Raw genomic sequence first — 24,610 nt, forward strand, 5'->3', positions numbered from 1 at the left:
ATTGGAGTTGAATCGGGTAACGGAGATGATTATATAGGAGTTTTGAACGCAGATGAACGCGGATGAACGCAGATTGGAGTTGAATCGGGTAACGGAGATGATTATTGGGTGTGCGTTTCAGGTGGGTAATACGCTGGGGGTTGGTTTTTTGGAGCGAGTTTATGAAAATGCTCTGGTGCATGAGTTGGGGAAAACTGGTTTGCGGGTTGAGCAACAAAAGCCACTTCAAGTTTGGTATGACGGCATTGTTGTAGGAAATTACGAAGCTGATTTACTGGTTGAAGAAGCTGTGATTGTTGAATTAAAGGCAGTAACAGCATTGGATAGTAGGCATTTTGCCCAATGTATGAATTATCTGAAAGCGACTAGACTTACTCTGGGTCTAATCATAAATTTTGGCAATCCCAAAGTAGAGGTAAAACGTGTCGTCCGAAATTTCTAATTCCATCCGCGTTCATCTGCGTTCATCCGCGTTCGCTTTTAATGAAATAGCTCAACCACTCTTGGTTTAGTCACTTTCCCCATAGCGTTGCGCGGTAATTCTTCAAGTGTCAAAATTCGGGTTGGAATCTTATAAACTGCCAATTGCTCTTTTGCCCAAATCCTAAAAGATTCTAATGTTAACTGACGTTCTGGTTGTAAGATTAAAGCTGCACAGACCCGCTCACCCCACTCTGGATCGGCAACCCCAACCACTGCACATTCTTGAATATCTGGATGCGATCGCAACACTTCTTCAATTTCTAAAGCTGAAACTTTATATCCTCCCGTTTTGATGATATCCACGCTCATTCGTCCTAAAATACGGTAGTTGCCATTCTCAACTACGGCGGTATCTCCAGTACAGAACCAGCCATCTCTAAAAGCTTTTGCGGTTGCTTGGGGGTTTTGCCAATATTCGAGAAACACTCCGGGGCTTTTGACTTGGATTTCTCCTGGTATCCCTGGTGGAACCAACTCCCCACTCTCATCCACTAATCTGACTTCAACTTGAGGCAAAGGCTGACCCACATATCCTGAGAATCGTTGACCGTGTAAAGGGTTTGATAGTGCCATGCCAATTTCCGTCATCCCATACCGCTCAAGCAGAAAATGACCACTAATACTCTGCCATTTTTCTAATACTTGAACTGGTAAGGCTGCTGAACCAGAAACCATTAGACGCATTTTCGCACAGCCTGCGGTCATCCTTTTTTGGCGTTCCCTAGAAGCGTTTTCCCAAGCCGCAATCAGCTTTACATAAATCGTCGGTACTGCCATAAATAGGGTTAAGTCACCGTCACAAATTCGATTCCAAACGGTTTCGGCATCAAATTTGCTCAACATATGGCACTCGGCTCCAGCCCATAAAGCGCAAGTCAGGACGTTGACAATTCCATGAATATGATGTAATGGCAGTACATGCAAAATGCGATCGCTAGATGTCCATTCCCAAGCGGTGATTAAACTAGTTACTTGTGCTTGAATATTGTGATGGGTTGTAACTACACCCTTGGGTTTACCTGTTGTACCGCTGGTGTAGAGAATTAATGCGCGTCTAGTGATATTTACCTCTGGGAGGGGACAAACATGATTTGGGAGCGTTTCTGAGGTGAGGATAAATCGCAAATTGTGTGCTTGGGCGAGCGATCGCAGTATACCCTCAAAATTAGGATGAGCAACAATAATCGATGCGCCTGAATTTATAATCACATACTCCAATTCTGGTCGTGGATGGGACATACACAAGGGTACCGCTATTCCACCAGCACGCCAAATCCCCCACTGTGTAGCTACATACTCAAACCCAGGTGGGATGAGAAAGGCAACTCGCTGCTCCTGTAAATCTTCTGTATTTTGAAGAAGATATGTTGCTATTTGACTGGAAGTGTGCAGCAAATCCCCATAGGTAAATGTTGCATCCGTTGTAGCAATCGCTATTTTATCGTTATATTCTTGAGCACGAGTAATCAAAGGGAGATTCACTTTTCTTTACCAATTTCTAGTTGATTCACTCTAGTTACTGAAAGCATATAGCAATCTCAAATGATTTTTTGAACTTCCGTAATTTTTGCTCTTCGATGCGATCGCATTGCAGGAGGTTGCGTTACATAGCGCCGCGATGTAAAGTTTAGTCTCGAAGAAGAGTGCGTTTTAACGTACTTAAGCTATTAGCCCGCAATTTATTGCAGGGTGGGAAAGCAACACAAAACCAAGGTTTAATATCATGCTATGGCGGGGAGTGTCAATCTGGCAAACCCTGAACTTGCATCAAATCCAATCCGCGTTCAAATATTTCATCAATCGGCAACATTTGACCATCAACAGTCATAAATTTATGGTCTTTTGTTGCTTGAATAATCGTACCATCTTCTAAGCAATATTCAAAAACTTCTTGTTGACCGCGATTATGCCATTGGGCAATTACTTGAGTATAAATTTTGCCATAACTATCAACACTATATACACTGCATTCAATGCCTTTCTCGACAATTTTCCCAATCGGTAAAAAGCCATATTCAACTGTTAAAACTTCACTATTATAACTTAAGCAATATTCCGCAAACTTCAACATATCGTTGAATAATTTTTCAGCAACTTGTTTGTTAACTCCATTCTTTGCCGACCCATCAATAAATTTTTCGCGTTGCTTTTCCATTTCCGCAACTTTCTTTTTACCCATTGCACGACGCATTAAATCGGCTTGTCCTAAAGTATATCCACCCATATCTTGAGCAATTTTCATAATTTGCTCTTGATAAACCATAATTCCATAGGTTTCATTCAATATGGGTTCTAAAATAGAGTGACCGTATTTAATTTCTTCTCGTCCGTGCTTGCGGTTAATAAAATCAGGAATCAATCCCGCGTCTAATGGTCCTGGTCGATAAAGCGCCAAAATTGAAGAAATATCTTCTATATTAGAAGGCTTCAAATCTTTCACTATCTGACGCATTCCTGAAGATTCTAATTGAAAAATACCTTCTAACTCACCAGCTTCTAAAAGTTCATAAGTTTTTTTTACTTCATTTGGTAAGACGTTATGTTCACCTTTAGCTAAAATCTTTTGGGCTTTTCTTTCTTGACGGGTGATTTCATCAGGATGGATATGAATGTTTTTATTTTGGGCAATTAAATCTAAAGTATTTTGAATTAATGTCAGATTTCGCAAACCGAGAAAATCCATCTTTAACAAACCCAAAGATTCTAAATCTTCCATAAAATATTGGGTAATCACAGAACCGTCATTATTCTTTTGTAGCGGCACAATTTCATCAAGAGGATCGGCAGAAATGACTACACCAGCCGCATGAACACCAAAGGTTTTGTTAGTTCCTTCAATTCGCATTGCCATATCAACCCAATGACGAACGTGCGGTTCATCATCATATTTTTGCTTAAAGTCTGGTGCTGGAGTTGTATCAGAAATCATCACCTTAAGTTTTGTCGGTTTACCCCGCACCACCGGAATTAACTTTGCCATTTTATCTGATTCCCCATAAGGAATATCCAACACTCTGGCAACATCTTTCAACACAGCTTTAGAAGTAAGTCGGTTAAAGGTGATAATTTGGGCTACTCTATCTGTACCGTATTTATCAGTTACATATTCAATAACTTCTTCCCGTCTCTCTATGCAAAAATCTGTATCAATATCTGGCATTGATTTACGTTCTGGGTTCAAAAAACGCTCGAATAACAAACCGTGATGTACAGGGTCAATATTAGTAATTCGCATCGCGTAAGCAACTAGAGAACCTGCGGCTGAACCTCTACCGGGACCGACGGGAATATTACGATCTATGGCGAATTTGATGTAATCCCACACGACTAAAAAGTAGGTGGAAAAACCCATTTTTTGAATCATTTTTAGTTCATATTCCAACCTTTCTTTATATTCTGGATCAACTTCGCTGCGAGATTTACGATTTAATCTTTCTAAAAGTCCTTGCCAAGCAACTTCTTCTGCGTAAGTATCTGCGGTATGACCAGATGGGATGGGGGGGGTAGGAATGCGAGGCTCATCCATAATTTGATAAGGCTCTACTTTATCTGCAACTTCTTCGGTAGTGTTTATAGCTTCGGCAATGACATCATCTGGCAAATGGTCGCGAAATAGCTGACTCATTTCTTCGGCAGATTTCAGATATTCTGTGCCGCTATAACGCATCCGCTTATCTTCACTAATTAGCTTGCCAGTTTGAATACATAGCAAAGCGTCGTGTGCTTCTACATCGAAACATGAAATATAATGGGAATCATTAGTAGCAACTAATTTAATTCCTAATTCACGGGCAATTTTGACAATTTCAACGTTAACAATTCTGTCTTCTTGGGAACCGTGGTCTTGAATTTCTAAATAAAAATCATCACCAAATACTTCTTTATACCATTGAGCGACTTTACGTGCGGCATCAGGTCGATTGCTAAGAATTGCTTGGGGTATTTCTCCACCCAAACAAGCACTAGTAACTATCAAGCCTTCATGATATTGTTTTAGTAAGTCTTTGTTAATGCAAGGACGAGAAAAAATACCTTTGCCTTGTACACCTTTGAGGTGAGAAATTGTAGTTAATTTAACTAAATTTTTGTAACCTTTTGTATTTTTCGCTAAAACAATTTGATGATAACGGGGACGGCGTTCTTGTTTTTCGATATCGCTGTTAATGAGATACATTTCATTGCCAATAATTGGCTTAATATTTCGACTGCGGCAGGTTTTGATCAGTTCGATCGCACCATACATGACACCATGATCCGTGAGAGCGATCGCTTTCATACCGAGGGTAAGTGCTCGATCAATCAACTCCGGTAACTGACTGGCACCATCAAGCAAGCTATAATCACTGTGAATATGCAAAGGGACAAAAGACATATACTTTTCCTACCACAAACCAATATTTTTATCGGCATTCATTGGGAATGCCCTTAAAAAAAATGTCAAGCAACAAGCTCTAAGATTATCTTAGTTTTACCCGATCTGAATCCGGAATTTTTAATGTCCAAAGTGATGTTTAAATAAATACATCACTAACTCAGCAAATAGCAATGAACGAAACAGAGAGTATTACTTCGCATTCCTCCAAATCTCGCCCTTGGTGGCAGCGTATCCCTCTCACATTGCAAATTATCATCGCCTTGGTGCTGGCAATTTGCTTAGGGATTGCTTTAGGTGCAGGCAACCCCAACGCAGCCAATAAAGACTTAATCAACAACTTGGCAATTCCCGCTGAATTGGTGCTGAAAGCACTCCGCGCTTTAGCAACACCGCTGATTCTCGTAGCAGTGTTGCATACCTTCATGACTACTGAGATTCCGGGTACAGCCGGACGGAAATTAGCTGTATTACTTTTAACTAACACAACCGTAGCGATACTAATTGGGCTTTTAGTGGCAAATGTTTTGCGTCCCGGCACTTGGGGAACTTTGGCACCTCCAGAAGGTACACAAGCACCCAGTCAAAGTCTTGACCCTTGGGGATTACTCAAAGACGTTGTACCGGAAGCCATCCTCAAGCCGTTGGTTGATAATAACGTTATACAACTGATTGTGATTGCTTTGAGCTTTGGTATCGTTTTGCGGGCAATAAAATCAGAACAAACCGCTCAAGGGAAAAGAGGATACCAACCAATTGAGGATTTAGTTGGAACTTTGTTTGACGCAGTAATTCGCATCCTCAACTGGGTGATTGCCCTGATACCTCTGGCAGTTTTGGGAATTGTGGCTAAAACTGTTGCCTTACAAGGGTTTTCGCCATTTAAATCTCTGTTTGCCTTCATTGTGGCAGTGCTGCTGGCACTGGCATTACAAGCTTGCTACTACCTCACTAGAGTCAAATTAGGTTCTTGGGTGAACCCTTTAAAGTTTTTAGCTGGGGGTGCTGATGCCTTTTTGACAGCTTTTTCCACTTCTTCTTCAACGGTGGCAATGCCTATCACGTTTGAAGTTTTACAGACAAAAATCGGCTTGCGGGAATCTTCTGCTTCTTTAGGGGCGCTGGTTGGGGCAAACTTTAATAATGATGGTACTGCCCTTTACGAGGCAATGTCTGCATTGTTTATTTCCCAGGTGATTGGGCAAAATCTGAATTTAGGACAGCAGTTAATTGTAGTTATAACGTCGATTTTTGCATCGGTGGGGGCAGCGGGTATTCCCAATGCGGGGTTGGTAACGATGACTTTGGTGTTTACTTCTGTTGGTTTACCGACTCAGTATATTGCTTTGTTGATTACGGTAGACTGGTTTTTGGATCGCTGCCGCACTGCGATTAATGTCATGGGAGACATGACTGTTAGTGCTTTGCTTGACGGCAAAAAGCCTCGTTCTGTTGACGAAGTTTAACGATTTTGGATTTTACGTGACTGTCGGCAGAGACGTTCCGTCGGAACGTCTCTACGATAAATTACGGATACCATACTAATATTCAGCGATCGCCAAAATTCAATCAACTAACGTAACTCAGTCAAATAATTTGTTTATTTGCTGTCTACGGATAATATGGATAAAGTCTTGAGTGTTAAATAATGTCTCAGCAATATTCAATTGAACAAATTCGTGTCAACATAAATAAAATTATTCAGGAAGTTGAACAAGGTCAACCAATCGAAATTACTCAGGAAGGTAAACAGATTGCTGTCATCATTTCCACAGCAGAATACGAAAGGCTAAAAAATAAAACATTAAGCTTTTGGGAATCCATAGAACGATTTCGAGAGGAATATAATATCGAGGAAGCAGAGATTAACCCTGATGAAATTTTTGCCGGGGTAAGGGATAAATCATCCGGACAGGAGGTAATTTTTTGACCAAAATACGTTTCCTCCTAGATACAAATATTCTCTCAGAACCGTTGCGTCCCCGCTGGACAAATTGCGGCGATCGCTCAGGTTAACAATCTGATTTTGGTAACGAATAACACTGTTAATTATACGGATTTTCAAAACCTAAAAATAGAAAACTGGTTAGTACTGTGACCTGTTACTGTATATCTAAGCAACACCGAAACCTGTTTGGACTTAGTACAGCGATCGCATTAATACGAGCGCGTTTTTAAACCCCACATAAGAGCGAAAAATCAGGGAATGTAGAGACGTTACATGTAACGTCTCTTGGCTTTGTGCTAACGCATCATCAGCATAGCGATCGATGTCTAGTAGCTATTTAATGCTGTTGCGGTCCTTTAGCATCACATTCTTTAGCCCAACACCTTTTAAGAAGATCAATTCGCCAGACGCTGGCAAAGCGATGAGGATTTAATACCAACTTACTATTATCGCTAAATAGGGGCTGGTTGAGATATTGCCAGAGGGGAAATTTAATCTTGCTGCGTTTAGGAGTCATAAGAAAGGTAAAATATTATAAAACCGTTGTGGTAGTAGTTGGCATTTACTATAAAAGATGCTGACTACCAAGATTCTAGTCAAACATTACACATTATCTATTCAATTGTCTTTGTGGCAATTGCGGAATTTTCTCACACCAATTTAAATATTTGATAGTTTCTGGCTGAGAATATATATAAGAATGATGGCAGTATATTGAATAAATAAGGTAGATTATTAGACTTACCTAATTCTGTGCAAGCAAAAGCAGCGCTGATTGTATTGATATCGCCAGGGCAAAGCATTATTGTGGTTTTCAATTGGGTGGAATACATCAAAGAATTAAGTAATTACAGACAAACATATACAAATACTGATAAGCTGATGCTTCATCCGGATAAGAGCCGATACAATAAAACGCCTTGGCTAAACAATAGCCAAGGCGGTAAGTTCGTAGTGAGGACTTCAGTCCTCATCTGATCGGATAAGGACTGAAGTCCTTACTACGAAGATATTTTTTAAACGGACATGGTGTAATTAGTAATGATTACCCGATTTGCGATGGTGGACGGCAGTCACAGCATCAGGTTTGAGTAATTTTCCGTTGTCAACGGTGGCATAGACAACCCAGTGATCGCCACATTCCATGCGTTGGTTGACAGAACACTCAAGATATGCTGAAGCTTCAGTGAGGACTAAACAGCCATTTTCGGCAATTTCTGTAGAGAAGCCGGAAAATCGCTCTTCACCTGGGGCAAAAGATTTGCGGAAGTGCTTGACAAAATCTTGTTGATTGCCTTCAGCTAAGATGTTCAGGGCAAATTTACCCCCAGAATACATCAAAGATTCGATCGCTCGATCTTTAGCAATACCAACGGTGATTCCAGGTGGGTTGAAGGTTGCTTGGGAAACCCAAGCACCTAACATCGCTGTGGAGACTTCTCCTTGCTTTGCCGTCAGAACGCACAGCGAACCAACGATTCGACCAACGGCTTGTTCCACAGGAGTTACAGCTTGTTGTGGCAAACGCAATTTTTTCGCCTTTTTCAAAGTTTGGGCAAAATCTGTACCGGTTTCTTCACACTGCTTGAGAATGACATCCGAGGGTTTGAACTTGACGCGCATCGTTTCAAACCCAAACCGATATCCAGCATCGCGGAGTTTGCCTTCTATTAAATCAAATGCTTCGCCACTCCAGCCATAGGAACCAAAGACACCGGCGAGTTTGGTGTTATCACCTACACCGAGGACAAGACCTAAAGCTGTTTGCACTGGGGTGGGTGCATGTCCACCAAGGGTAGGAGAACCGATAATAAAACCATCTGCCTTTTCCACAGCAGCGCGAATTTCATCAGGTTCGGCAAATTCGCAGTTAATTGATTGTACCGCGACACCACCTTTAGTTAATCCGAGAGCGATCGCTTGGGCTAAAGTTGCTGTATTGCCATAAGCTGAAGCATACAATAAAGCAACTGTTATCTCCCGATTCGTTTGCGAATGACTCCATTCTTCATAAGAATGGATCAACTCCACAACACCGTAACGTACCAAAGGTCCGTGACCGGTGGCAATCATTCTCACTTGCAGTTCTGATAGTTTCTCCAAAACTGCTTGTACGTGAGTTGCATGAGGCGCCATCAAACAGTCATAATAATACCGCTGATCTTCTTTTAAAGCTTCGCGGTTTTCATCAAAAACTTGCTCCCCACAGATATGAGTTGCAAATAACTTATCTGTGTAGAGAATTTGCGTTTGTTGGTCGTAGGTACAAAGACCGGCGGGCCATCTGGGACTCGGTGTAGGAACAAATTTTAAAACATGACCCTTACCTAAATCTAAAGTTTCTTTCCCGCGCATAACGATGATTTTTAAATCTCGGTCTGGGAAAGTAGTACGCAAATCTCCAGCTGCTGGTAACGAACAGACAAAGGTGATTTGCGGTGCAAGTTCTAGGAGCGCTTTGAAGGTGGCGATCCGGTTAGGACTAAAGTGACCTAAAATGACATAATCCAACTTTTTAAAGTCGAAAGAATGCTGCAATCCTTCCAGAAAAATGTCAGTGAAGGTTTCTGCCGGTGGATCGATAAGTGCAGTTTTATCACCTTCAATTAAATAGCAATTGGAAGTTGTACCTCTTTCCAATGCATATTCAATTTCAAACCGCAGACGCGACCAGCTACGCGCTCTCATTACTGTAGTATTTGTGGCGATCGGTAAAACCTGAACGTCACGGGGTTTGGAATCGCTCATAGGTGTGGAGTGAAGGGTGAGATAGCTTGAAATGGGCAATGGGCAATGGGCATTGGGCAATGGGCATTTTGAAGAGGGGAAAAGGGGAAAGGGAAAAGGGAAAAGGGGAAAGGGGAAAGAATTATTACCAATGCCCCATGCCCAATGCCCAATGCCCCATGCCCAATGCCCAATGCCCCATGCCCCATTCCCGATTTAGTAGTAATTACCTACTTTGCGGTGACGAACTGCGGTGAGTCCATCTTTGGAAACACGACCTTCTTGGACGGTGCAATAAAGAATCCAGTGGTCGCTGCATTCCATGCTGTCGGTGACTTCACATTCCATGTATGCTAAGGCATCTGCGAGAATGGGAGAGCCGTTTTTCGCATTTTGGGTTTTAATGCCAGCAAATCGGTCAGCACCAGGAGGTAGACGCTTGAGGAAGTGCTTTTTCAGTTCTTGATAATTTCCTTCTTCTAAGGCATTGAGGACGAAGCGATCGCCTATTTGCAATAATGATTCCATTGCTCTATCTTTGGCAACGGCAATTGTAAATCCTAATGGTTGCAAACTCGCTTGCGCTACCCAAGATGCCAGCATTGCACTGCTGACATCACCTTTTTTAGCGGTGAGAATATACAATCCGCTGCTAATGCGTCCGAGGGCTTTTTCCATGTTGACATCAAGAGATTTAATCTGCTTGATGTTGCGTTCCCGCATCAACAATTGTCCCAAGTCTGTACCCGCTTCTTCACACAATTGGTAGGTAGCTGCGGTGGGTTCACCTTTAATCCGAATTGCGGGGAAGGCTTCTTTAACACTCAAATCGATGAATTTTCTGCGGAGGGTGTCAATCGGTTCGTCATCCCCACCGTAAGATTCAAATAAGCCGACTTTTTGCTTGTTGTTGGCGACAACTAAAAGCGAATTAATTGCCGCTTGAGCTGCAACGGCTGCGGTTGGCGGCATTCCGATAATTATACCAGCTGCCCTACCTGCCAATTCTTGAATTTCTTGGATTTCCGCACTGGTTAAGTCCATCATTTCGACGGCTACCCCAGTTTTTTGGATTCCTTCATTAATCGACATGGCGAGGCGATCGCTGTAGCCGTAGTCTGAAACGTAAAATAAAGCTACGGTTGTTTGCGCTTCTGCTTGGATTTGGCTCCAACTATGGTAGCGTTCTGTGAGAAAATCAAGGTTGTGGTGCAGTAAGGGTCCGTGACCGTTGGCGATGATGTTGATTTTGCCAAGTTCGCCCATTCTCTTCATTGCATTTAACAAAGAGCGAGCGTTGGGACCCATCAAGCAATCGTAGTAAAATCGAAAGTCAGCTTCTATTGCTTCTAAGTCTTCGTCAAAGGTACGCTCGTCGCAAAAGTGCATCCCAAAAGCATCACAGGTGAAGAGAGTTTGGGTTTTGCGATCAAAGCTAAATATTGTGTCGGGCCAGTGCAAGTTAGGCGCACTCACGAATTCTATGACGTGTCCCTTGCCTAAGTCAATGCGATCGCCACTTTTCACAATTCGCTTGGAAAATGGCTCGTGTACTAAGCCTTCCAGAAATTGTAGGGCAATTTTTGAACCCAAGACGGTTGCTCTGGGCGCTAATTGCAAAACTTCTTCCACCAAGCCGCTGTGGTCTGGCTCTGTGTGGCTGATTATGATATAATCAATAGCCTTGGGGTTGATTATACCTTTAAGCGTGTCTAAATACAGTTGCTCAAACTTCCGGTGGGAAGTATCAACTAATGCGGTTTGCTCACCGCGAATTAGATATGAGTTGTAGGTTGTACCGTTTTGCAAACCGAATTCGATGTCGAAGCGATCGCGGTCCCAATCAAGAGAACGAATCGCTGTCGTATCCGGGGCAATTTCTACAGTTTGTATTGTTAGCCTTTTTTGGGCATTCTCTGCGATCGCTACCATTATTCGTCTCCGAACGCAAATATCAGTATTTTTCTCTGTTTTTATTTTGCATGTAAATTTTTTTTAAAGTTGTAATAAAAAGCATAAATTATGTAATTCTAAAAGTAGCAAATATTGCTCTTTTTCAGCATACTTTTTTGACGATAATATTTTCATCACAAAAAGCATAAACTCCTGATCGTCATTTTGTATCTAATATGCAAACTTATCTTCCATTTTTATCAACTGAAACATTGTGATAGAAGGCATATATAATAAAAATTCTTTTGTAATTTAGGATTCAAAAGTTAAATCTAAATATTTACAAAAAACAGGGTGTGGGGTTGCAGGTTTCGGGTGTAGGGGTTTAAATAACAAATGCGCGTTCTGAGTTTAAAGCTCAGTTTAAAAAAAGATGTTTTTCGAGACGCAAAGCGCTCCTAAAAACAGTGTCCTTGTTACAATCCCACGTTTTAAAACGTGGGTTCCCCACACCCTACCCCCCACACCCTACCCCCTTTGAATCCTAAATTGAATAATGGGCATTGAGACAAGGGGAGAAGAAAAAATTTCCAATGCCCAATGCCCAATGCCCAATGCCCAATGCCCAATGCCCAATGCCCAATGCCCAATGCCCAATGCCCAATGCCCAATGCCCAATGCCCAATTTTGAATATTCAGAAAAAATGGCGACTTAAATTATGTGAAAATGCCATCTGCATCAATGCACCCAAAACTAAACCTGTGAATGAAAAGATACTTGTAATTAAAAAGCTTTGCCGTTCTCCTAAACCAAATCTTTGAACGTCTATTTTTAATAATATGTTCGCCGAAATGATTACTAGGGTATCAAGAAATACTTTAAACCAGGCGAGCATCAGAAAGAACAAGAAAGCAGCTAAAATGGAAAAAGCTAAAGTTCTAGTATCCGATTTAAAAAAGAGAATAGAATAGTCTGCCATCTTCAACCACGGAGTTGTCAAGGCTGATAGCAAAAACAAGATAGCTATGACTGCTGTCAACCAAATATACCAAGGTGAATGTGCTTGGGATATCAACCAGCCCAAGCTAGCGTAGGCAAGCACTACTAACATTAGGGAAACCCAAGGAAAACTTTTCATACATTGACATCGGTTGATTTCCCATTACCATATCAAGCCATTATTCCACAACTATCTGTTCTGCTGCAAGCAAATGTTTTCAGCTAATTTACTTGACTTTTATGCCAGTTCATGAATCAAACATCAGTATCAGTAATGATTTAAACTATAACTTTAACAAATGATTGAGTTTTCCCTTCAATCAATAGGATTCTATGCTTTTTCAAAGAAAGACAAACAAGTTTAGAGAGAATTATCGCTCAAATTAGTAAAATATGTTCTTAAACATTTGTAAACTATTAGCAGCGATCGTAGCCGCGTGTCACGTCTTGTTAAGGAATTCTCATGAGACAACTTGTTATTGTTGAGCGCGTATGCCTCATCGGTCATATTTTATCCAAGATTTTTGGACTCGTTGGTATACTACTAGTCATACCTAATGCCGAAGTAATTCTGAATTTAGGCACTGTTGGAGAGACTGCGATGCAGTCAAGTATGGCTAACGGGGGTGTAGTTGATATTATATTAGGTACAGTAGCCGTCAGTATTTATGCGTATCGAGTTTTGGGATTGCGAAACTGGTTAGCATTCATGCTGCCATCTGTGTTGATCTCTGTAGGAAGTGAACTGCTGGGAACTAGCACAGGCTTTCCATTTGGTGATTATAGCTACTTAAGTGGGTTGGGCTATAAAATAGCAGGTTTAGTACCGTTTACAATTCCTATATCCTGGTTTTATGTTGGTCTTTCGGCGTATTTAATCGCCAGAGCCGGTTTGCAAGTAGCCGAAAAACCAAGTTTAGGGCGTCACATTGCTGCTATAGCCTTAGGTGCTTTGTTATTTACCTGCTGGGACTTTGCTTTAGAGCCAGGTATGAGTCAAACCACTTTTCCGTTTTGGTATTGGGAAAAACCAGGAGCTTTCTTTGGGACACCTTACGGAAACTATGCAGGTTGGTTTGGTACAAGTGCTTTATTCATGACTGTAGCAGCACTGTTGTGGAGAAATGCGTCGATAAAATTAGAGCGATCGCAACTCAACGTTCCTTTAATCGTTTATATCAGCAATTTTGTCTTCGCTGCCGGACTCAGCTTAGGATCTGGGTTTGCGATTCCAGTTTTACTAGGCTTTTTTGCTGGTGTAATTCCAGCTGTAACTCTGTGGTGGAGAACTGCAAATACACCCCCACAACCAGCCATTGAAACAAAGGCAGAAATTCAAGTGGCTCCTGTCAAAGTTGCTTTGAAATAAGCATTTTCCGAAAAGTGGGGCATAGGGCATAGCGCATGAGGCATCGGGCATGGGGCATTGGTAATAATTCTTTCCCCTTTCCCCTTTTCCCTTTCCCCTTTTCCCCTCTTCAAAAAGCCCATTGCCCCATTACCCAATGCCCATTGCCCATTCTTGAATGAGAGAATTTTGAATTATTTAACGCTATTTTTGCTACTTATCCAAGTACCGGCAACAGCGATTTTGCTCTCGCGTCTGCTGAAAGGACCGGGGCGCCATCCCCCCATTGAACCACAACAACCAACACCAGAGCTTTTGGGTAGTGTCAGCGTAGTCGTCCCCACACTAAATGAAGCTCTTCGCATTAGCCCTTTGTTGGAATGTTTAAGCCGACAAAGTTACGAACTTCGGGAAATTATTGTTGTAGACAGTAAGTCCCAAGATGGCACTCCCGACTTGGTAAAATTGGCTATTCAACAAGATCCCCGTTTTCGCCTGATGACGGATGATCCCTTGCCCCCTGGTTGGGTGGGGCGTCCTTGGGCGTTGCATAATGGCTTTTTGCATAGTTCAGAGGCTAGTGAGTGGTTTTTGGGGATGGATGCTGACACTCAGCCCGATCCCGGTTTGATTGCTGGTTTAGTGAAGACAGCAGAAGCTGAAAAATATGACTTGGTTTCGCTTTCGCCTCAGTTTATTCTGAAATATCCAGGGGAATGCTGGTTACAACCGGCATTGTTGATGACTTTGCTTTACCGATTTGATCCGGCTGGTGTGAATACCAAGCAACCAGAACGAGTAATGGCAAATGGACAATGCTTTTTATGTCGTCGGCGAGTTTTAGCGGCTGTGGATGGCTATAGCAGTGCTGGAGGTTCTTTTTGTGATGATGTGACTTTAGCTCGGAATATCGCCGCTCAAGGCTTTAAGGTGGGCTTTTTGGATGGTGCGAAGGTGCTAAAGGTGCGGATGTATGAGGGAGCGCTGGAGACGTGGAAGGAATGGGGGAGAAGTCTTGATTTGAAAGATGCATCTTCCCGCGCTCAGTTGTGGGGGGATTTATGGTTACTTTTTGCAGTCCAGGGTTTACCTATTTTTGTAGTCCTTACTTACCTCTTTCTTTCCATTTTTGTACAGACGCGATTAATCGCGTCTCTACTGGGTTTGAATGTATTTCTGCTGGTGATTCGCTTTGCTTTATTATTGGCGATCGCACCTTCTTACGATCGCAAAAGTGCTAATGGTGGCTGGTTATTCTGGCTTTCCCCTTTAGCCGATCCCTTAGCAGTGCTGCGAATTTTCTTATCTGCATTCCGCACACCCCGCGAGTGGAGGGGACGGAAGTATAGTGGTGAGTGACGAGTGGGGGAGTGGGGAGTAGAGACGCGATTAATCGCGTCTGTACAAAAGTGGGGGACAAGGAGAGTAATTCTTCTTTCCCCATCTCCCCATCTCCCTCATCCCCCGATCGCTGCATCATCTTCGCTCCCCACGCGATCGCCTCTTTCCAATTCCCAGAGAATTTGATTGCCTTCTCGTCGTACCCGTGAGACAATCCAGTTGCGCCAGCGCCATTGATCTCCTCGACTGGTGACAGCGCTGGCATGAACATCCATTAAATCTGCTAGTTCGGAACTGGTGATTAAGTAGCCTTTTGTGGCTATTTCGTCAGCGATGTGTAGAGTTTCAAGCAAGTTGCGGAGATGCCCCACCCTCATCTCTGGTGGTTTTTCTTCGATTGTTGTCGATGTAGACGGCTCCATAATTGTTGTATCTGTTGCAATACTGATTTCTTGTTTGCTTTTGTTAATTATTGTCGAGTTTGTCTCACAATCAGATACTTTTGCTACATTTATCTCGCTTGTTTGCGTTAAGGATTGGTGAGAATGAGTGGAAGCCAGTTGTTTGAGGGATGGGGTTTTGCCACTAGCGTAGGCACGAGCAATTACATCACAGCGTTCGTTACCTATGTTACCAGAGTGACCGCGAACGTGTTCCCATTTTACTTTACGACTGTTGAGTTCATCTAGTTGTTCCAAAAGGTCTTGATTTTGGACAGGGTTGCCATCGGCTTTTTTCCAGCCTTTCTTTTTCCAACCTTTAACCCACTTGGTAACGCAGTTGATGAGGTATTCGCTATCGGTATAAAGGGGAACGGGTTCTTTTTGCCCAGATTCTTCTAGGAATTCTAGAGCGGCGATCGCTGCTTGCATTTCCATTTTATTATTGGTGGTATGGGGAGAGCGATCGCCCATTTCATAAATTGAGCCATCGGTAAAATAGACGACTACACCCCAACCACCTGGACCTGGGTTGCCGGTGCAAGCGCCATCAGTATATATACTTTGAATTGTGCGTTGAATTGACATAATTATAATATCGAACCGCAGAGGCGCAGAGTAAGAGAGGAATTTAGCGACGACGGCTGCGAAGCAATATATACGTTAGCGCGGCAAAAATCAACCCTATAAACAAACTCAAGGTAAAGATTTGGATTTGATAAGTTAGAGGGTTTTGATTTTTGGGTATTTCGGCTAGGATGACGGCAGATCCTATTTGGCTGGTTGCTAGTCCTACACCTGCGATGCCGATGAATTCTTCTAGGTGGCGATCGCTCTTTGCTTGGTAGATGTCAATTGTACCTTGAATTGTACTAATTAAATTTTGCAGCAGGGTTAAACCTGGGCTGAGGTTAATATAATCTGTCTTTACTTGTTGGAGATATTTTTCAGCACTAAATTCGCTAAATTCTTGCAAAAATTGTAGCTGATTGTTGCTATTTTCTTTGGAAATCTTCTCTAACCGCTTTTTGTAATTATTCAGATTAACTTCTATTGTGCGTCCTTGGTCATCAAGGTAGCTTAAATCTATTTCATAGTGTGATAAAATTGTCAAGGTGTCAGTTAGGGTTTCTTGTAATTCTTGAAGATTAAGTTTACCTGCGTTTATTTGTTGTCCTAATTCACTGACTTTTTTGACTATTTGTTGCACTTCATGAAAATCTTTTTTGAGTTTGCTTTTCAATTTACGGCTTTGGTGATAAGCCCAAATAATTTTATGGCGATAGCAAAATAGACGGTTTAAATCGAAGTATATATTGGCGATGTTTTTGGTAATATCGTCAAGCGATCGCTGTGCTGGAAATAAACATATTAATACATGAAAGCTATTTTCATTAACCAAAGCATTAGGCTGTTCCCAAACTTCAAATGCAGTTGCACCTAAGAAATTACCTTGCTTTTTGAAGTCTATTTTACTTTGAGAATTGGGGTTTATTTGTTTATAGCATTCTTGCGCGATCGCTTGAATTTCTTCATCGTTATAAATTTTTGACAACTGTCCCCAAACAAACCAGGTTTGACCGAGTTTTCCTGGCTGGTTATCTATGCGAGATTCTATATTTTTTTTAATATCTTGGAAGCGGCTAATAGGTTTACTGTTATTATCATTGATAATAGAGCAATCTACCTGTAAAGCATAAGTATCACTCAATTGCAGTGCGCGGTAGTAGCCTTCTAAATCTGGTTGAAAGTGTTCCTTTTTTTTGGGTACGAGTAACTCGACATAATCGGCTTCAGCTTTTTCTAGTAAAGCGAGTTGTTTGAGTAAACCCTGTTCTTGAGAATTAAGAGTTTGGTAATCTTTATTTAATTCGGGTTTAATTTTTCGCCAAAAATGATGACGATTTTGGTTAATTTGCTCGTCTGTTTGTCCTAAACCTTCTTGCAAATCGTAGACAAATAAATCAACAGTTGGATAAATGAGGTTATACTCTACATTCATGGCATAGGCTTTTGTAAAGAACGAATATAGCGTTTCCTAATCTGCTGAGGTACAAATTTATCTGCGTCCATCGGCGTTTATCTATCTTCATCTGCGGTTAATTCTTTCTGTACCTCATGAATGTAGGAATCGCTTAATGTTTGTCCAAATCTCTTTCGCTTTACTTACAGAGTCAGCAGCCTTCAAAATGGGTTGAGAGATTTCAGTTAACTTTTCATCTTCGATTTCAACGGCAACAAGAATATTGTTAATTTCTGTACTTTGTTGTTCCGCAGCATGATTAATTTTAGCTGGTAAAGGTCCTCTACTCCGGATTTGGCTATTTGCGTTCAAAAATTCGTGAACCTGTTCGTAGTAAGTTGCAAGCGGGGGATAACTTATGGCAATGTCATACAGTTTGTCAATATCTGCCGGAATGTTAATATTATTTACCTGCGCTTGCACAGCATCTGGCAAAGGTGCATCAAGCTGGTAAAGTGCCAAAAGAAAAGCTTTGAGTTCCGAGGCTTCTAAAGGTTGCATGATAAATTTCCAGTAATTGTAAAAGCTGCCCAGAAATAAGGATGATTATAAGGTTTATTATTTGGTTCGTTTGTATTCTTACTATAATTTAAATGGCGTGAAAAGAAGTTGTAAACTAAACCTTTATGTTCAGGAAGTTGGGCGATTTTGGCTGCATACCATTCTGCAAGTTGTGCATTTGTGACATTTCGCAACCATTGAGTAGCTTTAGCCAAAGCTACAATCTCAGATTTTTCTTGTTGCAGCAATTGGTAAAATTGAATCATCACTAAAGCGTTAGCGGCTGATTCTACAGTCCACAGTGTACTGAGGACATGCGCCACACCGCAACTCATAAAGCCACTGACAAGCCCCACATATTCGGTGGTGATGGTATGATTACCTGCGATCGCAGTTTCGCAAGCTGCAAGACTCACGAGTTTGTAACTTCTCAAATCAAAGTTGCAAATATCGGTGACAGTCAGTTTATCTTCACCCGCTAAAGCCAAGTGCGATAAAGCCGGATTGTGAAAATTGTATTCGCCATGTCCTGTAAAGTGGAAAATACTATATTTTTCCGACAAAGCAGTTATTAACGCTTCTTTTGTCGCTTTTTCAGAAGAAAGACGAGTGGGTTTTGCGAACATCCGGTTTATCGCTTCCGATTCAATTTGGGCAAAATCCAACGACGGATAACCCCTGCTGTTAGGATGTTCCACGCTAAGAAGTTGTAAAGACGCGATTAATGCCGTCTGTTGTAGAGACGCGATTAATCGCGTCTGTTGTAAGGTTAAGCCAATTTGAGCGCTGGGTAGATAAGTGATGGTGAAATCATCGCAAAACAGCGCATGGAGAGGAAAGCGGTGTAAATCGCGATGAGGAACTAAAATGAGATTTTGGATTGATTGGTTGTGAATTGCCGTCAAAATAGCAGCAATATCAAGAATATTACCCAGTTGGCGAAGCATTTCGGGTAAATTTTCGCGCCAATTAGAACCTCTCTCCAAACCTCTCTCCTGCATTCGCGCAGCGTCTCGAAGAGAGGAGAGAGGCTTTGATTCCTCCCCCTTCCCTTGCACCTTAAGGGATTGGGGGGTTAGGTTCCATATTTGCTTATCTTTGCCTTTGCGATAATTGGCGTATTCTTCATTCCACTTTTTCACCCAGTCTTCAAACTCGCGCAAGCGTTGCGTTTGGCTGAGAACCCCGACTTCTTCAAAAAACCCGGTTTTTTGGGTTTCTCCCAAGACGATGGGTGATGGTGCGTTGTGTTTGAGGATGAAAGTGTGTAAAGCGTAAGGGCTAATATGCCAGTAAACAACAGCAGTTGTAGGATTAAGCAACTGTTGCATTTCTGAGTAACTGGGTGAGGAAATTTCATCATTCCACGCAGACAAAAGCCAACTTAAACAGGCATTTTTGCCTTGTTCTGCTAATTCAAGTGCTTGCACCAGATTCCCAGACTGCACCGCTAAATCAACAGTCAACTGCTGAAAGCCTGCAAACTTCAAAGCCAGTTGTTTTTTACTTTTATCAGAGCGATTTGCTTCACTCAGCAAGCGACGTAAAAAATCTGTACCGCGTCGCTGGAGTTCTTCAACTTTCGCGGTTTCCCGCAAATCCAAGTAGACGCGAATTAAGTCTCGCAAAACCTCTAGATGCAACTCCGGAAAATCTGCTTCTGTGAGAGTTTTCAGCGCCTCATTGTAGCTTATAACAGCTTTATACCAATAGGTGCGGGGGTAAGAATCTCTTCGCCCTCGGAAGTAATGAGCATTACCTATTGCCTGATGCAACAAGCCCCATCCTTCTGGGTGCGTGTCTTGCTGGCAATACTTCAACCCTTCCTCATAGCTTACCAATCCTCCCTCATAGTCGCGCTGGTTGAGATTGGGATTTTGTCTGGCGATCGCACTCAAGGAAGCCATCTGTTGATTACAAGTCACTGAAATGATGGCTGTCGTAATGCCACGGTTACACCAAGCATTGTAGTAGTCTTTTTTGATTTCTATGGTTTTGTCGTAGGATGTGATCGCTTTTTCGTACCACCCTAAATTAAACAGCGCATTACCCCGACTGCACCAAGCCTCGTAGTAGTCTGGTTTAATTTTCACTGCTTTGTCGTAGGATGCGATCGCTTTTTCAAATTGCCCTAAGTTATCCAGCGCAAGACCCCGGTTATGCCAAGCTTCGTGATAATTAGGTTTGATTTCTATGGCTTTGTCGTAGGAAGCGATCGCTTCTTTAAATCGTGCTAACTTTTCCAATGCCGCACCCCGATTGCACCAAGCGAAGTCAAAGTCTGGTTTAATTTCTATGGCTTTGTGGTAGGAAGCGATCGCTTCTTCAAATTGCCCTAAGTTTGACAGCGCATTACCTCGGTTGTTCCAAGTTTGGTGATGATTAGGTTTAATTTCTATCGCTTTGCCCCAAGATGCGATCGCTTCTTCATTTCGCCCTAAGTTTACCAACACAATACCCCGGCTATTCCAAGCTTCGTGTTTATCAGGTTGAATTTCTATGGCTTTGTCGCAGGATGCGATCGCTTCTTCAAATTCTCCTAACTTATTAAGCACACAACCTTGGTTAAACCAAGCTAAATAGTTGTTAGCATCTATTTCAATAGCACCCTTGCAGAAATCAAGAGCAACTGTATAGTTGCCTGCTTGACATTTTTGACATCCCAATTCAGCCCATGTTTGTGCGTCTCGTTTCTCTAATTTACCTGGTCCTACTTCTTTGCTAAACCCTTGATGGGTTGAGGGTTTCACTGATTGATGCTTGAACTTATTGAATTTTTTCCGCCTGAGCATCTGCCGCAACCTTGTATTGCTTTAGTTCTATATTTTAGCAATTTCACTGAGACTGCGGCGGGATGCGATCCTTGTGCAAAAGCAATAAGTAGGTGGACAAAAATATTTACTATAGCGCTTCTCAGTTGGGTGCAATACATCAAAGAATTAAGGAAACGCAGATGAACGCAGATGGACGCAGATAAATCTGTATTTGATTCAAACGAGAAGTGCTATATTGCGATCGTAATGAAATGAAGCGTTCGCGGAGCGTGTCGCAGACAAGCAATCGCAAGACTTTTTTTGGCGGATCGCCCTCAGACTAGAAGTCCTTGTCATTACCAACATTTATTTATCTCGTAAAACCCTTATCCCGTCAACGGTTATAAACCGTTGTCTAACAGCTAAAGTCCTCTTCATAAGACTAAATAAAGATTTCAGTCCATTTTAATGGACTTGTGCTATTAGCCTTAGAATTTATTCTAAGGCGAGATAGCGGGAAGAACGAGGGTTTTAAAATATGTTGGTAATGACAAGCCCTAGAAGGGTGAGGGCAAGAAATTTGATTTAAACCAATTTCAGATCGGCGTATTCTGCTAATAAATCATCAGAGGTAAGAGTGTCACCTTCAGCTTGGGGAGTCCAGAGAACTTCAATTGCCAGAAGTTTATCGCTGGGGATACTACCAATTTGACGCAAAGCTTGACGCAATTCTTCAACGTTATTGACTGCTGGGATTTGGAATTTACCCAGTGTTGCCGCTAATAGAGTGACAATAATGTATTCTCCAGGACCTTGGGTAAATAGGTCGGTTGGGTTGTCAACATCAGTACCAGGTAAAGCATTTTTAGGAGTGGCTTCTTTTAGCTGGTTGTTGACATTAGAAAGAGTTTCTTCGCTAAATTTGCTGCGTTCTGCTAGTGTTAAACGGTTAAACTGAGCTTCAGCTGAATTTAAACGCGCTTGCTCTGTACTACCACCTGCATATACCCAGTATTCGGGATGGCGTAGCAAAGCGAGGCTGGCTTCTTGCAAAATTTCGGCTCTACCTTCTGGGGAGTTGGTGTCAGCGGTTTCGGCAATGTGGTTAAGTTCGGTTTGAAGTTCACGAGCTTGTGCCAACATAGCTACTTGTAGACGAGTCACAGAAACATTAGAGTTGTTGCTGTAATCTGTATCGTCTGTGGTTTCTCCACCGGTAGCGCGACGGAAGGCTTGCATCATGAAGTTACCGATCGCCAAGAAAATTAAGATGGTAAACAAACCACCAAATCCTCCCCCAAAGCCAAAGAAGGGAATCAAGAAAGGAAACCCAAATCCACCACCACCAGGGTAATATCCGCCACCGTAGCCACCGCCGTAGCCACCGCCATATCCACCGCCAGGAGGCGAATAGGTGCGGCTAGAAGGCGCTCTGAATGAGCCTCCGCCGATTCTACCACCACTGCGGGCGGCTAATGCCCCATCAGCTTGACTCAGTGCCAAAGTAAACACTAGGCTGAGGACAAACAAAGTTTTTAATAGCGGTTTGATGGCTTGTTGTAGTTGTTTACGCATAACACAGACACTTGAAAAAGGTTATTATGATTTCTCCTAGTACTGGTAGGAGCTTGTGCATAGATGACACTCCTACCATACCGAGCTCAGTTTTTGATATTTACTAGCTCTGTGTAAGATTCATCTATCGCTATACCTTTAATTTACCGCTTCTTATTCTCGGCGTGCCGCGATCGCAGGGGGGATTTCTGGAGTAGATAACCGTACCTGTTGATACTCCCTGACCTGACGGGGCGCATTTAAATTTTCTTCACAAAGCCACCATTCAAAGCATTATCGGCATTTTGGCATAATATTATGGCTGTATTTAAGATAAACTATTTATAATAACAGTATAGACTTAGCAATCTCTACAGATTATCCTCAAGTCCTTTTTCCTATTGTCAATTATTTTACTTGAGCAAATACACAAAAATATTATTTTTTTCAACAAGAATATAAAAATTATTCTTGAGAAAAGCTAGCAAAACATAGCGTAATTTCTGATTTTTGGAATTAATTGTCTGAGATTAACTGATTGATTACAGACGAGAAAAAGAGTGATTATTAAAGGTTAGCGATTGTGAAAATTTAGTGTGAAAAATTTGCTTTCGAGAAAAACTGCACTACTAACATCTACTAAAAGTACATACTGATTAATGAAAAGCAACTTTATCTAACTTTTCTTCACTCCACAGAATGAACAATTAAGAAGTTTAGACAGCGAAGTTTTCATGGAACAAATATCACAAATTGATGCAAGAATCCAAGACAAAACAGCCTATCCGGACATTTTAGTAATATCGCGCACCTTCTTGCCGAACGAGGGCGGAATCGCAGAATATATATATAATCGCTGTCTGCAAGACCCAGAAAGGGTAATTGTTTTAGCGGGTAGTTGTTCTGGAGACAAAGCATTTGATCGCGATCAACAGTTTCCCGTGTATCGGTGGTCAAACCCTAGATTTTTGCGTAGTGGTTTTGTCCAGAATACAATCAAGCATATTCTCAATCTGGTCTGGTCATTTGTGCTAGCCATGCAACTTTATTTTCGCTATCGTTACCGCTACATAGAGTGGGGTCACGGCTACAACTTTCTTTGCCTGTTGCTATTAAGCTATTTATTACCTATCCGTTTTTTTATCTATTTACATGGTAATGATGTAGTTCATGTTTTACACAATCCCTTGTGGCGATCGCTCTTTGCATTAACACTGATACGAGCCGAAGGAATTGTTTGTAAAAGTTCGTTTATAAAAGATTACCTGAAAGCTAATTTCCGATTTAATACTCCTACCCACATTATCAATCCTATCCTCAGACCGGAAAAATTTGCCGATTCTGCCAGCGTTGATAGTCTTGATAATTTACGTGTTCACATCCGTGAAGCATACAATATTCCAGAAAAATCTGTAGTCATTCTTTCAGTAGGACAACTTGAAAAGTGTAAAGGCTTCGACAAAATAATTGAAAACTTAACACTACTGCTGACTCAGGGGATAGATGTTCACTATATACTTTGTGGGCAAGGTGCTTGTGAATTAGAACTGAAATCTTTAGCACGTCGCTTGCGAGTAGATAAACGGGTACACTTTGCCGGATATGTAAGCGATCGCGAATTAGCTGGCTACTATGCAGCTTGTGATTTATTTGCTATGCTGACTTTGTTTGACACCAAATCCGCCAGTATAGAGGGTTTTGATCCAGTTTATTTAGAAGCGGGTTACTTCGGTAAGCCTGTAATTGCTTCTTGTTTAGGTGGTGTCATTGATGCAGTTCGCCATGAAGAAAATGGCATCCTAGTTAATCCGAATTCTGGCTGTGAAATTTTTCAAGCTTTCAGTCGCTTGTGTAAAGACCAGCAGCTACGTGAAAAACTAGGTCGCATCGGAAAAGAACTAGCCAAACGCAAAACCCTTCACCGCACGCTTTACGCTTCAAGAGTTAGTTGATAGTTGATAGTTGATAGTCGATAGTAATAATTATTGACCCTTGACTCTTAACTCACCCACCTCCGACAATCGTGACTACTTCAAGGCGATCGCCTTGCTGTATTATCGTGTCAGACCAAAACTGACGGTGTAAAATTTCCCCGTTATACTCCACCGCTATTAGGCGGAGATTAAAACCTAATTCTTGGAGTATATCGGGTAAAGGTGTTTGGGATGAGCAAGTACGAGTTTCCCCGTTTAGAGAAAGCGTAATCTGGTCAGACATAAGCCAGGAA

Annotated in this window: 20 protein-coding genes; 8 read left to right on the plus strand and 12 right to left on the minus strand. The window is 41.9% G+C overall.

What is annotated here, in order from left to right; all coding sequences use genetic code 11:
• The first annotated feature begins 52 nt into the window (after positions 1 to 52).
• On the plus strand, positions 53 to 442 hold the full coding sequence (locus TOL9009_RS0108475) for a GxxExxY protein (RefSeq protein WP_029632420.1): 390 nt from the start codon (positions 53 to 55) through the stop codon (positions 440 to 442).
• Positions 443 to 480: 38 nt separating this feature from the next.
• On the opposite strand, the gene TOL9009_RS0108480 is transcribed toward TOL9009_RS0108475, so the two are convergent.
• On the minus strand, positions 481 to 1,965 hold the full coding sequence (locus tag TOL9009_RS0108480; protein ID WP_029632421.1) for an acyl-CoA synthetase: 1,485 nt from the start codon (positions 1,963 to 1,965) through the stop codon (positions 481 to 483).
• A gap of 259 nt (positions 1,966 to 2,224) precedes the next feature.
• Positions 2,225 to 4,855 (minus strand): trans-splicing intein-formed DNA polymerase III subunit alpha N-terminal partner DnaE-N, encoded by a 2,631-nt coding sequence (locus TOL9009_RS0108485; protein ID WP_029632422.1) that lies wholly within the window; start codon positions 4,853 to 4,855, stop codon positions 2,225 to 2,227.
• Positions 4,856 to 5,028: 173 nt separating this feature from the next.
• Here TOL9009_RS0108485 and TOL9009_RS0108490 point away from each other — a divergent pair, with 173 nt between their 5' ends.
• Complete coding sequence (locus TOL9009_RS0108490; protein WP_029632423.1) at positions 5,029 to 6,321, plus strand: dicarboxylate/amino acid:cation symporter; 1,293 nt, start codon at positions 5,029 to 5,031, stop codon at positions 6,319 to 6,321.
• A 182-nt stretch (positions 6,322 to 6,503) separates the two neighbouring features.
• Entirely contained in the window at positions 6,504 to 6,785 is a 282-nt protein-coding gene (locus TOL9009_RS0108495) for a type II toxin-antitoxin system prevent-host-death family antitoxin (protein WP_029632424.1), read from the plus strand.
• Positions 6,786 to 7,140: 355 nt separating this feature from the next.
• Here TOL9009_RS0108495 and TOL9009_RS43230 read toward each other — a convergent pair whose 3' ends face one another.
• Positions 7,141 to 7,320, minus strand: coding sequence for a hypothetical protein (locus TOL9009_RS43230; RefSeq protein ID WP_072022117.1), 180 nt, complete (start codon positions 7,318 to 7,320; stop codon positions 7,141 to 7,143).
• Positions 7,321 to 7,838: 518 nt separating this feature from the next.
• A complete protein-coding gene (locus TOL9009_RS0108505) occupies positions 7,839 to 9,551 on the minus strand; it encodes a diflavin flavoprotein (protein ID WP_029632426.1) in 1,713 nt (570 codons plus the stop codon).
• A gap of 52 nt (positions 9,552 to 9,603) precedes the next feature.
• Here TOL9009_RS0108505 and TOL9009_RS45370 point away from each other — a divergent pair, with 52 nt between their 5' ends.
• Entirely contained in the window at positions 9,604 to 9,750 is a 147-nt protein-coding gene (locus TOL9009_RS45370; RefSeq protein ID WP_144238182.1) for a histidine kinase, read from the plus strand.
• Here the strand turns inward: TOL9009_RS45370 and TOL9009_RS0108515 are convergent.
• The gene (locus TOL9009_RS0108515; protein WP_029632427.1) at positions 9,747 to 11,462 is read right to left on the minus strand and encodes a diflavin flavoprotein; all 1,716 of its coding nucleotides are present in this window, start codon (positions 11,460 to 11,462) and stop codon (positions 9,747 to 9,749) included. The two genes, TOL9009_RS45370 and TOL9009_RS0108515, sit on opposite strands and share 4 nt — an antisense overlap.
• Before the next feature lie 517 nt (positions 11,463 to 11,979).
• Between TOL9009_RS0108515 and TOL9009_RS49145 the strand changes: the two genes are divergently transcribed.
• Both TOL9009_RS49145 and cruF read left to right on the plus strand, forming a co-directional pair.
• A complete protein-coding gene (locus tag TOL9009_RS49145) occupies positions 11,980 to 12,114 on the plus strand; it encodes a histidine kinase (protein WP_144238183.1) in 135 nt (44 codons plus the stop codon).
• Between the two features lie 772 nt (positions 12,115 to 12,886).
• Positions 12,887 to 13,792: a gamma-carotene 1'-hydroxylase CruF gene (cruF, locus tag TOL9009_RS0108525; protein WP_029632429.1), complete on the plus strand. Its 906-nt coding sequence runs from the start codon at positions 12,887 to 12,889 to the stop codon at positions 13,790 to 13,792.
• Here the strand turns inward: cruF and TOL9009_RS47045 are convergent.
• Complete coding sequence (locus TOL9009_RS47045; protein ID WP_186227708.1) at positions 13,759 to 13,929, minus strand: hypothetical protein; 171 nt, start codon at positions 13,927 to 13,929, stop codon at positions 13,759 to 13,761. The genes cruF and TOL9009_RS47045 overlap by 34 nt on opposite strands.
• 28 nt (positions 13,930 to 13,957) lie before the next feature.
• Here TOL9009_RS47045 and cruG point away from each other — a divergent pair, with 28 nt between their 5' ends.
• Positions 13,958 to 15,130 carry a 2'-O-glycosyltransferase CruG gene (gene cruG / locus TOL9009_RS0108530; RefSeq protein ID WP_029632430.1) on the plus strand — a complete coding sequence of 391 codons (1,173 nt, stop codon included), beginning with the start codon at positions 13,958 to 13,960 and terminating at the stop codon, positions 15,128 to 15,130.
• A gap of 98 nt (positions 15,131 to 15,228) precedes the next feature.
• On the opposite strand, the gene rnhA is transcribed toward cruG, so the two are convergent.
• The 5 genes from rnhA to TOL9009_RS0108555 all read right to left on the minus strand — a co-directional run bounded on the left by rnhA (position 15,229) and on the right by TOL9009_RS0108555 (position 22,404).
• Positions 15,229 to 16,140 (minus strand): ribonuclease HI, encoded by a 912-nt coding sequence (rnhA, locus tag TOL9009_RS0108535; RefSeq protein WP_029632431.1) that lies wholly within the window; start codon positions 16,138 to 16,140, stop codon positions 15,229 to 15,231.
• Between the two features lie 43 nt (positions 16,141 to 16,183).
• Positions 16,184 to 17,554 (minus strand): hypothetical protein, encoded by a 1,371-nt coding sequence (locus tag TOL9009_RS0108540; RefSeq protein WP_029632432.1) that lies wholly within the window; start codon positions 17,552 to 17,554, stop codon positions 16,184 to 16,186.
• A 114-nt stretch (positions 17,555 to 17,668) separates the two neighbouring features.
• Positions 17,669 to 18,076 carry a hypothetical protein gene (locus TOL9009_RS0108545; RefSeq protein WP_242055276.1) on the minus strand — a complete coding sequence of 136 codons (408 nt, stop codon included), beginning with the start codon at positions 18,074 to 18,076 and terminating at the stop codon, positions 17,669 to 17,671.
• Complete coding sequence (locus TOL9009_RS49155) at positions 18,064 to 20,826, minus strand: CHAT domain-containing protein (protein WP_260675867.1); 2,763 nt, start codon at positions 20,824 to 20,826, stop codon at positions 18,064 to 18,066. The genes TOL9009_RS0108545 and TOL9009_RS49155 overlap by 13 nt, the downstream gene beginning before the upstream one ends.
• A 588-nt stretch (positions 20,827 to 21,414) precedes the next feature.
• Positions 21,415 to 22,404 carry a DUF1517 domain-containing protein gene (locus tag TOL9009_RS0108555; RefSeq protein ID WP_029632434.1) on the minus strand — a complete coding sequence of 330 codons (990 nt, stop codon included), beginning with the start codon at positions 22,402 to 22,404 and terminating at the stop codon, positions 21,415 to 21,417.
• 713 nt (positions 22,405 to 23,117) lie between these two features.
• Here TOL9009_RS0108555 and TOL9009_RS0108560 point away from each other — a divergent pair.
• Positions 23,118 to 24,335: a glycosyltransferase family 4 protein gene (locus tag TOL9009_RS0108560; RefSeq protein ID WP_029632435.1), complete on the plus strand. Its 1,218-nt coding sequence runs from the start codon at positions 23,118 to 23,120 to the stop codon at positions 24,333 to 24,335.
• 52 nt (positions 24,336 to 24,387) lie between these two features.
• Here the strand turns inward: TOL9009_RS0108560 and thiS are convergent, their stop codons facing one another.
• Positions 24,388 to 24,600, minus strand: a complete 213-nt coding sequence (gene thiS, locus TOL9009_RS0108565; RefSeq protein WP_029632436.1) for a sulfur carrier protein ThiS — start codon at positions 24,598 to 24,600, stop codon at positions 24,388 to 24,390.
• Positions 24,601 to 24,610: the final 10 nt, after the last annotated feature.

This window comes from [Scytonema hofmanni] UTEX 2349 (genome assembly GCF_000582685.1).
GTDB classification, from domain to species: domain Bacteria; phylum Cyanobacteriota; class Cyanobacteriia; order Cyanobacteriales; family Nostocaceae; genus Hassallia; species Hassallia hofmanni.